The following is an 11,096-nucleotide window of genomic DNA, read 5'->3' on the forward strand; positions in this document are numbered from 1 at the left end:
ATCCCGCCGCCTGAACCAGCCGCCTGATCCCGCCGCCTGATCAATACGTCAGATCAGTACGCAGTACGTCAGATCATGCCGTCCTCGCGGCGGTGGATCTGCTCCACCAGCTCGGCCGCCATCGCCTTGATGGTCTCCAGGCCGGCCCGCCCCCAAGGGCGGACGTCGGTGTCGACGACGCAGATCGTGCCGAGCGCCGTGCCGGTCCGGTCGATCAGCGGAGCGCCCATGTATGAGCGGATGCCGATCTCGTCCACGACCGGGTTGCCCGCGAAGCGCGGGTAGTCGCAGACGTCCTCCAGGACGAGGGCCTTGCGGCGCACCACCACGTGCGGGCAGTAGCCGTGGTCGCGCGCCATGAAGCGGCCGACGCCACCGCTGCCGGCGGCGGTGGCGCCCAGGTCGGTGCCCGAGTGGGTGCCGGCCGGGGTGTGCAGACCGGCGAAGAACTGCCGGTTCTCGTCGATGAAGTTGACCATCGAGAACGGCGCTCCGGTCACCTCCGCGAGCCGGTGGGCGAATTCGTCGAAGGCCGGGTCCGGCTGCTCGCCGAGCCCCAGCTCGCGCAGGCGGCGGACCCGGGCGGGGGCCTCCTGGTCGATCGGGGTGAGCAGCAGATGACCGGTCGGGTCGTAGGTCATGTCGTGGCTCCGTAGGTCGGCACGGCGGCCGGGATGGTGGTGAGCAGATGCTGGACGAGGGTCAGCAGGGTGCGGATGGCGGAGCTGGAGATCCGGGCGTCGCAGAGCACGACCGGCACGTCGGGCTTGAGGTCCAGGGCCGCCCGCACCTCCTGCGGTTCGTAGCGGTAGGCCCCGTCGAACTCGTTGACCGCCACCACGAACCCGATGCCGCGCCGCTCGAAGAAGTCGACGGCCGAGAAGCACTCCTGGAGCCGGCGGGTGTCGGCGAGGACGACTGCTCCGAGGGCGCCCTCGGAGAGCTCGTCCCACATGAACCAGAACCGCTCCTGGCCCGGGGTGCCGAACAGGTAGAGCACGTTGCGGTCGTCGAGCGTGATGCGGCCGAAGTCCATCGCGACCGTGGTGGTCGTCTTGGACTCCACGCCCTCCAGGCTGTCGGTGGCAGCGCTGACCGAGGTCAGCAGCTCCTCGGTGCTCAGCGGTTCGATCTCGCTGACCGCGCCGACGAAGGTGGTCTTGCCGACCCCGAACCCGCCCGCCACGAGGATCTTCAGCGCGGTGGGAAACGGGTCGGCCGCGAGGCTTTCGGGGCCTCGGTCGTGGCGCTCAGAGCCGTTGTCGTAGGCCATCGAGCACTGCCTCCAGCAAGGAACGATCGGTTGGGTTGGCGTGGAAGCGGGGTGCTCGGGCGGTGAGCGCCCCGCAGTCCACGAGGTCGGAGAGCAGGACCTTGGTGACGACGGCCGGAAGCCGTAAGTGCGCCGCGATCTCCGCCACCGAGGTGGGCCCCTCGCACAGCCCGAGGGCCAGGCTGTGCTCGGGACCCATGTGGGCCTGCGGTGCCGTGCCGGTCGCCATCACCATCGAGAGCAGGTCGAGCGCGGCGGTGGGCTGGGTCCGTCCGCCGCTCACGGTGTACGGACGGATCAGCCGGCCCGCCGCGTCGTCGAGCCAGGGCCCTTCCTGATGGGAGGCCATGGTCACTGTCCCGCACTGCCCGCCGCGCCGGCGGCCTGCCTGGCCGGGGTGACCAGATACGGCCGCACGCTCTTGACGAGCATCGCCATCTCGTAGCCGAGCACGGCGGCGTCCGCCTCGCGTCCGGCGAGGACGGCGAGGCAGGTGCCGGAGCCGGCGGTGGAGACGAACAGCAGGGTGGAGTCCAGCTCGACGACGACCTGCCGGACCTCGCCGCCGTCGCCGAAGCGCGCGCCGGCGCTGCGACCGAGCGAGTACAGGCCGGAGGCCAGGGCGGCCATGTGGTCGGCCGCGTCGGGGTCGAGGCCGTGGACGGACTTCACCAGGCCGTCGGAGGAGAGCAGTACGGCGTTACGGGTGTAGGGCACCCGCTGGACCAGGCCGCTCAGCAGCCAGTCGAGATCCGAGGAATGGCCGTGCGGCGCATTGCTCGCCATGTGCATCTACTCCTTGTGCGCGTCGCCGGGACGCAGCGATTCACGGGGGGCGGGCTGGGATTCGGCGAGTCCGATGCCGCGCTGGAAGGCGGCCATCAGACCCGGGTCGTGCAGGGCGTGCTCCTCGGGCTTGCGGACCGTGGGCTCCTCGCGCAGCTGCGGGACGAGGTGTTCCTGGGCGCGCCGCTTGGGGAGGACGGGCCTGCCCGGTGCTCCGCCGTGCGGGGCCGTGGGGGCCTCGGCGGCCGGAGCGGGGTGTGCGGTGCCGGGCCCGGCGGGCGCGGCGTGGGCGGGCTGGGACGGTACGCCGGGTGCGCCGGCGACGCCGGCCGCTCCGGGGGTGGACACCGCGGGCCGCTGCGCCGTCGGGGGAACGGGCGCCGGGGCGGGGACGTGCGGGGCCGGGAGGTGCGACGACGCGTGCGCCGTCATGGGGGCGGGCGCGGGCGCTGCCGGGGTATGCGGCATCGGGAGAGGGGTGCCGTGGGCGGGAGTGCCGTGGGCCGGGGCGCCGTGACCGGGTGCGCCGTGGGCCGGCGTGCCGTGGAGCGCGGTGCCGTGGGCCGGCGTGCCGTGGGCGGGTGCCGGGCGGTCGGCGGCGGGGACCGCGGACAGGGGCGCCGTACGCGGATCGGTCGCGCCGACGCCGGCGGTGTGGTGCTGGGGCTGGGGCTGCGCGTGGGGCTGGGGCTGCCCGTGGCCCTGGGCCTGACTGTGGGACTGGGCCTGGTGCTGGACCTGCTGGGCCTGGCCCTCGCCACGGGCGAGGCCCTCGGGGTCGGAGCCGAGCAGACCCTGCGGCAGGACGAGGACGGCCTGGACGCCGCCGTAGATGTTCGACTGGAGGCGTACGGCGATGCCGTGGCGCCGGGCGAGGGCGGAGACCACGAAGAGTCCGATGCGGCCGTCCTGGAGCAGATGGGCGACGTTGACCTGGTCGGGGTCGGCGAGCAGGGCGTTCATCTTGTTCTGCTCGGCGACGGGCATGCCGAGGCCGCGGTCCTCGACCTCGATGGCGAGGCCGGCCGTGACGTACTGGGCGCGCAGCAGCACCGTGGTGTTCGGCGCGGAGAACAGCGTGGCGTTCTCGACCAGTTCGGCGAGGAGGTGGATGACGTCTGCCACGGCATGGCCGCGGAGCGTACCGTCGATCGGCGGGACCAGCTTCACCCGCGGGTACTGCTCGACCTCGGCGATGGAGGAGCGCAGGACCTCGGTCATCGTGACCGGATTCGACCACTGGCGACGGGAGATGGCGCCGCCGAGGACGGCGAGGTTCTCCGCGTGGCGGCGGATGCGGGTGGCGAGGTGGTCCACGTGGAAGAGGCCCTTGAGCAGCTCCGGGTCCTCGACCTCGTTCTCCAGTTCGTCGAGGAGCTGGATCTCGCGGTGGACGAGGGACTGGAGGCGGCGGGCGAGGTTCACGAAGACCTCGACCTTCTGCTCGTTGCCGACGCTGCTGGAGAGCTGCGCCGCCTGCACCACGGCGGCCACGGCGGCCTCGTGAGAGCGGGTCAGTTCCAGTGCGAGCAAGTCGAATTCGTCACCGGAGGGCGAGGCCGCGGGGGCTGCGGGGCGCGGCGCAGGGCTCTCACCCCTGCGCAACTGTTCGACGATCGTCCCGAGTTCGCTCTGACCGCGGGCGCTGGAGCGGCGCAGGGCGTTGGCGCGGTCGAGCACCGCCTTGGCGGCGCGGTCCGCGCCGAGGGCGGCGGCGGTCACCGAGGCGACCGTGATCGCCGCGGCACCGGTGAGCGCCGCCCACAGGCCGGGCGTCGCCTCGGCTCCGGTGGAGCGGATCGTGAACAGGACGGCCGCGGCGCCACCAAGGGCGACGGCGACCGCCGGGAGGACGGAGGTACGCAGGAGTTGGGAGCGTATGCGGGCCTCGGCCGGGAGCGGCGTGGGGGAAGGAGCGGAGCCGGCGCCGGTCGGGCCGGCGGCGGTGCGGGCGCCTGACCGGCCGTGCCGCCCGCCCTCGCGGCGTTCGGACCGCGCGGCGGGTGCGCGAAGTTGAGACATGAGTGTCCTTGGTACGTGCCCAGGAATCGGCGTACTACGGGGGTGGCACTACGGGGGAGTTGTTGCGTGAGTGAGTTGAGCCTACCGATGATCACCAAGCACCCACGATAGTCGTCAACCGTTCACGTGCGGTGCGCAGTTGGCAAACTTACCCGTAGACCTGGCCGGTCTGGTATCGCCCCGTACACGACAGGCCGGGAACAGTTGGCCGAAACTCGCCGTACGCTCGGCGCGGGTCGGGAGCGGAGGGGGACGGACGGGCACGCCTGCCCCGGTCCTCCGCGTTTTTCCCCTCTGACCGGAATCCTGTCGCGGGTGTACGGGCCAGGGAGCGCGCGCCCGCTCCGGCGCGCGCCGTACCACGTCCGCGCCTCGGCCCCGGGACGGAACCGTCAGGTCCGGATTCGCTTTCGCGTCCTTCGCGGCCTTTGCGGGCGCGGCGTCAGCGGCCGCCCGCGAGGTCGAACTCGTCGCTGCGGCCCTCGGCGGCGGGCGCCTGCGGAGGCCGCGGGCTGTGCCAGGGCCGCTCGAGCGGGTGTGCGATCCCGGTCCACCAGGGCTCGGCCGGGAGGGCTCCGGCGGGCTCGAAGGGCTCGCCGGGCCGCGGCAGGGCGACCGCCTGGCCGGCCTCGTCGGCGGCGTCCTTGGTCCACTGCCCGGGCTCTGCCCACGGGTGCGGAGCCAGGTTGAAGGTGCCCCAGTGGATCGGCAGCAGCACGCCGTGCGGCCGGCCGCCCTGGAGGTCGAGGTGGGCGCGCAGCCCCTCGGCGGGGGTCATGTGGATGTCGGGCCAGTACTCCGAGTAGGCCCCGATCTGGATCATGGTGGCGTCGAACGGACCGTGGGCGGCGCCGATGTCCTTGAAGCCGGAGAAGTAGCCCGTGTCGCCGCTGTGGTAGATCCGGTGGTCCGGGCCCTCGACGGCCCAGGAGGCCCAGAGGGTGTGCTGCTGGTTGCGCAGTCCGCGGCCGCAGAAGTGGCGGGCCGGGGTGGCGGTCAGCCGCAGGTCGCCGACCTCGGTGGACTCGGTCCAGTCCAGCTCGCGCAGCCGGGAGGCGGACACGCCCCAGTGCTCCAGGTGGGCTCCGACGCCGAGCGGCACGGCGAAGAGGGTGTCGGTGGTGGCGAGCGCCTTGATCGTCGGCAGGTCCAGGTGGTCGTAGTGGTCGTGGGAGATCACCACGACGTCGACCGGGCCCAGCGCGGCCAGCGGCGCGGGCACGGGGTGCAGGCGCTTGGGGCCCACGAAGGCGAAGGGCGAGCAGCGGTCGCCCCAGACCGGGTCGAAGAGCACGCGGCGGCCGTCGATCTCGGCGAGGACGCTGGAGTGGCCCATCCAGGTGAGGCGCAGTCCGGTGGCCGCGGGCCGGGCCAGGTCGGCGACGGTGGTGGGGTGCACGGGAATCGTGCCGGTCGGGGCCCGGCGCGCCCGTGCCTCCTTCTCGAAGTAGACCTTGGCGAACTCGACGGTCGAGCCGGACGGCCGGTGCCGGGCCGCCTCGGGGTTCTGGAAGACCCCGTCGGCGAAGTTCGGAGAGCGCCGGATGCGCTCCAGACGCGCTCCCGTCGGGTCGGCGCCGAAGGCCGCGGGGCGCAGGGCGCGCAGGCGTGCCCGCAGCGCGTGGTCGGAGCCGGTGCCGGTCACAGGGCCTCCTGAAGTCGGGGGGTCCCTTCATTATGGGCGGCCCGCCGGATAAGGCGCCGTGGCGATCATGTCTTTGTCATGTGCTGTGTAGGGTCAGGACGTGGCGAGAGAGCGGTTGAGCGTGACCGAGCGGCGCGAGGCGCTGCTGCGGGCGGCCGTGGCCCAGATCGAGGCCCGCGGCGTGGCGGCGCTGCGGATCTCCGACGTGGCCCAGGAGCTCGGGGTGAGCAACGCGCTGGTCCTTTACCACTTCGCGACCAAGGAGCAGCTGGTCTCGGCAGCCTTCGCGCACGCGGCCGAGGGGGACCTGGCCCGGCTGCGCAGCCTGCTCGGGCGGCGGACCTCGGCGGTGCGGCGGCTGCGGGCGGCGGTCCGCTGGTACGCCCCGACCGGCCAGGCCAAGGGATGGCGGCTGTGGATCGAGAGCTGGGCGGCCGCGCTGCGCGACCCCGGGCTGCGCGAGGTCGCCGGTTCCCTGGACCAGGCGTGGAAGGCGGCGCTGGCCTCGGTGATCGCCGAGGGTGTGGAGGCCGGCGAGTTCCGCTGCCCCGACCCGGCCGCCGCGGCCTGGCGCCTCACCGCCTTCCTGGACGGCCTGGCCGTCCAGATGACCTCGTACAGCGGTTCCCTCTCCCGCGCCACGATGCTGACCTGGGCGGACGCGGCCCTCGCCCGGGAACTCGGCCTCCCCGGTACGGACCCGGCGGGTGCCGCGGAGGAGGCCGCGCCGCCGGCAGGGTGACCGGCTCCGCCGGGCCTGGCAGCGCCCTTCCCGGGGCTCGGACCAGAGCCCCTTTCCCGAGGCTCGGACCAGAGCGCCGAGAGCCCCTTTCCCGAGGCTCAGACCAGCTCGAACACGGCCGTGACCGTCACGTGCTCCTCGATCTCGCCCGGCGCGAGCGGTACGCCCTCGCCGCCGTCGGCGGGTGCGCTCGGGACGGCACCGGGGCCGGGGCGGCTGCTCTCGCCCTCGGTGAGCGAGACGAGACGGCCCAGCCTGTGGCCGCTCAGACGGGCGTGCTGGGCGGCCTTGTCGTGGGCGTCGCGGTAGGCGGCCTCGCGGGCCTTGGCGCGCAGTGTGGTGGGGTCGGCCACGTCGAAGACGACGCCGTTGATCCGGCCCGCGTCACCGGTGGCCTCGTTCACGGCGCCGATGATCTGGCCGGTCCGGTCGATGTCGCGGACCTTCACGGAGAAGCTCTGCCCGGCCTGGTAGCCGGTGACCTTGCTCTCGCCCTCGGGGGTCTGGGTGTAGACCGGCGACAGGGAGAGGCTCTCGGTGCGGATGTCGCGTTCGGCGATGCCCTGCGCGTGCAGCGCGTCGACCAGCGCCTTCGCCGCCTCGCTCTGGGCGGCAAGGGCCTCCTTCGCGGTCTTGCGGGTGGCCTCGACACCGACCGAGAGCGCCGCGAGGTCGGGGGCCGCGGCGGCCCGCCCGCTGCCGCTGACGGTGACGGTGGTCGGCTGCGGAGCCCGTACGGCGGCCGCGGACGCGGTGGCCCCCGGCGCGGCGGCGAGGGCGGGAGCCGCGGCGCCGAGGAGGAGCCCGCCGAGCGCGGCGCCTGCCAGGGCGCCGGCGACGCCAAGCGTGCGGAAGGGGCCTCCGGACCACCGGCCCGGGGAGCGGCGGCGACCGGTCGCGGCAGTGGCGTGCCCTTTCCCGTGCGCTTCGTCCGGCGCTCCGTCCAGGGCCTCGCGGACGGCTTCGTGGAGGACCTCGTCCCGGGCTTCCGGGAGGGATCCGGGGTGGGTGTCGGCGTGACGAGGCGTCATGGGCGGTCCCTTCGGCGGTGGTTGCCGGTGATCGTCCGGCGCGCACATCCCACCAGCCGCCGCCCGTCGCGCCGCCGCGCCACTCCTGGACGGCCCTCTCCTTCACCTCTCCGTACCAGGGCCGCGGGCCTTCAGCAGTCGAGTCTGAGCGGCGGCCGCCAGAGCTGCCCGTCGCCCGCGACGCCCGGTGTGGGCGTGTAGGCGAGCGGGACGAGATGGGTGGCGGCGGCGGCCTCGTTGCGGGTGCCGAGCCACAGGTCGATGATCTGCCAGGGCCGCCCGTCGAGCACGGTCACGGTCCTGGGCTGGCCGCCGCAGCTGTTGCCGTTGAAGATGCGGCGCCCGAACGCGGGCGCGTTCCAGCCGAGGTTGTCGGGCGCGGCCCAGCCGGAGTAGAGCGAGGGCGCGGTGGCGTAGCCGATCGGGGTGCCGGTGCAGTAGCCGCAGGCGGGATCGGCGTAGGTGAGCACGTAGAGCCGCTGCACCGGGTCCCAGTAGCCGCCGGGTCCTTCGATCTTCTTGAGCCCGGCGACCTTGCGCACGCCGACGCCGGTTCCGCCGCTCCCCCAGGCGTCGAGCTCCTCGATGTTGAGCTGCGAGGAGCCCGGGAGCGTGCAGACGATCGCGGGGTGGCCGCCCGGCGTGCCGGACTCGATGATGCCGAAGTCGCCGTTGCCCTTGCAGACGGAGAGCGCGGGCTTGCGGTAGAAGCCGTCGGTGACGGGGGCGGGCCCGCACGGTCCCTCGGCGGAGGCACAGCCCATCGCGTTGTAGGCGTGGGACCCGTCGGCGGAGTAGTGCTGGGGGCTGTTGAACCAGAGGACGAAGGCCCCGTCGTCGCGGCCCCAGCCGGAACGGCGGATCATCCGCGGGTTGAAGCAGCCCCGCCCGGAGGCACCGCAGGTGTCCTGCCAGGAGTCGTCGGTCCACGGGTCGACGGTCGTCGGGTCGAACAGCGCCTTGGGCGCAGTCCACGGGCCCTGCGGCGCGGGCGCCGTGGAGACGCCGAAGCCGCACCAGGGCGTGCTCTTGACGAACCATTCGAAGCCGCAGCCGTACATCGAGCCGTACATGTAGTAGGTGTCGCCGAACCTGGCGATCTGGGCGTCGTGGAGGTCGGTGCCGGAGATCGTGAACGAGGCCGGGGGCGCGGCGCGCGGCGCGGAGGCGGTGTCCCCTCCGGCGGTCGCGCCGCCTCCCTCGCCCGGGTCGGCGCCGGCCGCCGGTGGGACCGTGGCGAACAGGGCGGCGGTGGCGAGCAACAGGGCCGTGAGGATGCGACGGACGTACACGGATGATGATTATCAGACAAGTCATCACATTCCGGAACGGACACGCGCGGTACGGGTCTTCGGCCTCCTCGCCCACCCGGGAGCCGCCGGCCGAGCCCGCCCCACCGCCCGCGCGGCCGCAGGTTCCGGCCCGGTCCGGGCGTTGTCAGTGCCGCTTGGTAGAACTTCTGCCATCAGCCGATCAACGCCGTCCGGCGGCCGCACTGGTGTCTGGAGCAGCCATGACCATCGGGAATTACCTGCGGGTGTTCCACGACCTGCCCGTGTCCGAGTTCCCCGCTCCCGGGTCGCCGGCCGAGCTGCCCGACCCCGCGTCGGTGGCCTGGCGGCTGTCCGCGCCGACGTACAGCGAGGCGGAGGACGAGCCGTGGGAGGAGCTCTTCCAGCGCTTCCTCGCCACCGTCGACACCTCCGGGGTCAGGGCCCTGGTCGTCGGCGGCTGGGACGAGGCGTACGACACCTCGTCAGCCCCCATCGTCGAGGCGCTGGTGGCCGCCGCGGACCGGCTGCCCGCGCTGGAGGCGGTGTTCCTCGGCGACATGCTGTCCGAGGACTGCGAGATCAGCTGGATCGTCCAGTGCGACGTCACCCCGCTGCTCACGGCCTATCCGCGCCTCGCCACGCTGGCCGTCCGCGGCGCCAGCGAGCTCGCCTTCCCGCCGCTGCGGCACGAGGGGCTGCGCCGGCTCGTCGTGCAGACCGGTGGCCTGCCCGCCGCCGTGGTGCGGGACATCGGCGCCTGCGACCTGCCCGCCCTGGAGCACCTGGAGCTGTGGCTCGGCACCACCTGGTACGGCGGCGACAGCACCCCCGAGGACCTGGAGTCCATCCTCTCCGGCACCCGGCTGCCCGCGCTGCGCACCCTGGCGCTGCGCAACTGCGTGACCCAGGACGCCGTCGCGGCCGCCGTCGCGAGCGCCCCGGTCGTCGCCCGTCTCTCCGAACTCGACCTGTCCCTGGGCACGCTCACCGACACCGGCGCCGAAGCCCTGCTCGCCGGGCAGCCGGTCACCCACCTCAAGCGGCTCGACCTGGAACACCACTACCTCTCGGAGGAGATGAGCGAGCGGATCGTCGCCGCCCTCGCGCCGCACGGCGTGGACGTGGACGTCACCGACCGGCAGACGCCGGACGTGTACGACGGCGAGATCAACCGCTACACCGCGGTCGGCGAGTGACCTCCGCCGCGGGCCTCCGCCTGGCCGTCGTCGGGAACGCGGGGAGCCGTCGGGTCCTGCTGTTCCTGGAGGCGGTCCGCGCCGCCGGGCTGCCCGAGGCGCGCGTGGTGCCGTGGATCGACGTGCTGCGCGGCTCGGCGGAGTTCCGGTCCGGCGAGACCGTCCGCGTCGACACCCCCGGGGAGGACCCGGAGGTGGACCGGCTGCTGCGCGGCGCGGACGACCCGACGCGGGTGGAGGGCTCGCGGCGCTGGTACGAGCGGTTCACGGGCGCCCTGCCGGGACTCGCCGCGCGGGTGGCGGATGCCGGAGCGGCGCTGGTGGACCAACCGGCCGAGACCGCCGTCCTGTTCGACAAGCGGCTCACGCACGCGCGGCTGCGGGCGGCCGGCGTTCCCGTGCCCGGTTCGCCCACGTCGGGAGCCGGCGCACCGCCCGTGCGGGGCTGGGCGGACGTGCGGGCGCTGATGGCCGGTGCGGGGCTGCGCCGGGTGTTCGTGAAGCTCGCCCACGGCTCCTCCGCCTCTGGCGTCCTGGCCGTCGAGACGGCCGGCGGCGGACGGGTCCAGGCCACCACCTCGGTGGAACGGGATCCGGACGGGCGCCTGTTCAACTCGCTGCACGTGCGGCGCTACCGCACCGAGGCCGAGGTCGGCGCCCTCGTGGACGCCCTGGCTCCCGACGGGCTGCACGTCGAACGCTGGGTGCCCAAGGCCGCCCTCGACGGCCGGGCGGCCGATCTGCGGGTGGTGGTGATCGACGGCCGCGCCACCCATGCCGTGGTCCGCACCAGCCGCTCCCCCATGACCAACCTCCATCTGGGCGGCGCCCGGGGCGATCTGGAAGCGGTCCGGGCCGCGACGGGCGCGGCCGGCGGCAGCCTCGCGGACGCGCTCGCCGTCTGCGAGCGGGCCGCCGCGGCCTTCCCCGGCACCCGCTGCGTCGGCGTCGACCTGCTGCCCTCCGGCGGCTGGCGCCGCTTCTCGGTGGGCGAGGTCAACGCCTTCGGCGATCTGCTGCCCGGGCTCACCGGGCTGCCGGGCAGCGGCGCCGAGGGCCGGGACACCTACGCGGCCCAGGTCGCCGCCCTCGTCCGTACGCGAACCACAGGAACGAGCACTTCGTGA

The 11,096-nt window shown here is 74.0% G+C and carries 11 protein-coding genes; 3 read left to right on the forward strand and 8 right to left on the reverse strand.

All coding sequences use genetic code 11. The features are described 5' to 3' along the window. Nucleotides 1–68 precede the first annotated feature (68 nt). The 6 genes from ACFY8W_RS06110 to ACFY8W_RS06135 form a co-directional block, all read right to left on the reverse strand. Complete coding sequence (locus ACFY8W_RS06110; protein WP_391100803.1) at nt 69–641, reverse strand: GAF domain-containing protein; 573 nt, start codon at nt 639–641, stop codon at nt 69–71. After that, entirely contained in the window at nt 638–1,273 is a 636-nt protein-coding gene (locus ACFY8W_RS06115; RefSeq protein WP_391100806.1) for an ATP/GTP-binding protein, read from the reverse strand. The genes ACFY8W_RS06110 and ACFY8W_RS06115 overlap by 4 nt, the downstream gene beginning before the upstream one ends. Beyond that, entirely contained in the window at nt 1,251–1,622 is a 372-nt protein-coding gene (locus ACFY8W_RS06120) for a DUF742 domain-containing protein (protein ID WP_384410910.1), read from the reverse strand. The genes ACFY8W_RS06115 and ACFY8W_RS06120 overlap by 23 nt, the downstream gene beginning before the upstream one ends. Before the next feature lie 2 nt (nt 1,623–1,624). After that, on the reverse strand, nt 1,625–2,059 hold the full coding sequence (locus ACFY8W_RS06125) for a roadblock/LC7 domain-containing protein (RefSeq protein WP_351660570.1): 435 nt from the start codon (nt 2,057–2,059) through the stop codon (nt 1,625–1,627). A 6-nt stretch (nt 2,060–2,065) separates the two neighbouring features. Continuing rightward, nucleotides 2,066–4,081 carry an ATP-binding protein gene (locus ACFY8W_RS06130; RefSeq protein ID WP_391100809.1) on the reverse strand — a complete coding sequence of 672 codons (2,016 nt, stop codon included), beginning with the start codon at nt 4,079–4,081 and terminating at the stop codon, nt 2,066–2,068. A gap of 442 nt (nt 4,082–4,523) precedes the next feature. Then, nucleotides 4,524–5,726 (reverse strand): MBL fold metallo-hydrolase, encoded by a 1,203-nt coding sequence (locus ACFY8W_RS06135; RefSeq protein WP_391100812.1) that lies wholly within the window; start codon nt 5,724–5,726, stop codon nt 4,524–4,526. A gap of 100 nt (nt 5,727–5,826) precedes the next feature. Here ACFY8W_RS06135 and ACFY8W_RS06140 point away from each other — a divergent pair, with 100 nt between their 5' ends. Continuing rightward, nucleotides 5,827–6,468 (forward strand): TetR family transcriptional regulator C-terminal domain-containing protein, encoded by a 642-nt coding sequence (locus tag ACFY8W_RS06140; protein WP_391100815.1) that lies wholly within the window; start codon nt 5,827–5,829, stop codon nt 6,466–6,468. 98 nt (nt 6,469–6,566) lie between these two features. Here ACFY8W_RS06140 and ACFY8W_RS06145 read toward each other — a convergent pair whose 3' ends face one another. Both ACFY8W_RS06145 and ACFY8W_RS06150 read right to left on the reverse strand, forming a co-directional pair. Continuing rightward, nucleotides 6,567–7,499, reverse strand: a complete 933-nt coding sequence (locus ACFY8W_RS06145) for an SIMPL domain-containing protein (protein WP_391100817.1) — start codon at nt 7,497–7,499, stop codon at nt 6,567–6,569. Nucleotides 7,500–7,630: 131 nt separating this feature from the next. After that, the gene (locus ACFY8W_RS06150) at nt 7,631–8,791 is read right to left on the reverse strand and encodes a hypothetical protein (protein ID WP_391100819.1); all 1,161 of its coding nucleotides are present in this window, start codon (nt 8,789–8,791) and stop codon (nt 7,631–7,633) included. Nucleotides 8,792–9,012: 221 nt separating this feature from the next. On the opposite strand from ACFY8W_RS06150, the gene ACFY8W_RS06155 reads away from it, so the two are divergent. Continuing rightward, nucleotides 9,013–9,969, forward strand: a complete 957-nt coding sequence (locus tag ACFY8W_RS06155) for an STM4015 family protein (protein ID WP_391100822.1) — start codon at nt 9,013–9,015, stop codon at nt 9,967–9,969. Then, a complete protein-coding gene (locus ACFY8W_RS06160) occupies nt 9,966–11,096 on the forward strand; it encodes an STM4014 family protein (protein ID WP_391100825.1) in 1,131 nt (376 codons plus the stop codon). The genes ACFY8W_RS06155 and ACFY8W_RS06160 overlap by 4 nt, the downstream gene beginning before the upstream one ends.

The organism is Streptomyces sp. NPDC012637 (assembly GCF_042954805.1).
Taxonomy (GTDB): Bacteria; Actinomycetota; Actinomycetes; order Streptomycetales; family Streptomycetaceae; genus Streptomyces.

What these genes read in the sequence shown, in the direction of transcription:
- ACFY8W_RS06110 (WP_391100803.1), bottom strand. Translation starts at nt 641, where the DNA reads ATGACCTACGACCCGACCGGTCATCTGCTGCTCACCCCGATCGACCAG.
- ACFY8W_RS06115 (WP_391100806.1), bottom strand. Translation starts at nt 1,273, where the DNA reads ATGGCCTACGACAACGGCTCTGAGCGCCACGACCGAGGCCCCGAAAGC.
- ACFY8W_RS06120 (WP_384410910.1), bottom strand. Translation starts at nt 1,622, where the DNA reads ATGGCCTCCCATCAGGAAGGGCCCTGGCTCGACGACGCGGCGGGCCGG.
- ACFY8W_RS06125 (WP_351660570.1), bottom strand. Translation starts at nt 2,059, where the DNA reads ATGGCGAGCAATGCGCCGCACGGCCATTCCTCGGATCTCGACTGGCTG.
- ACFY8W_RS06130 (WP_391100809.1), bottom strand. Translation starts at nt 4,081, where the DNA reads ATGTCTCAACTTCGCGCACCCGCCGCGCGGTCCGAACGCCGCGAGGGC.
- ACFY8W_RS06145 (WP_391100817.1), bottom strand. Translation starts at nt 7,499, where the DNA reads ATGACGCCTCGTCACGCCGACACCCACCCCGGATCCCTCCCGGAAGCC.
- ACFY8W_RS06155 (WP_391100822.1), top strand. Translation starts at nt 9,013, where the DNA reads ATGACCATCGGGAATTACCTGCGGGTGTTCCACGACCTGCCCGTGTCC.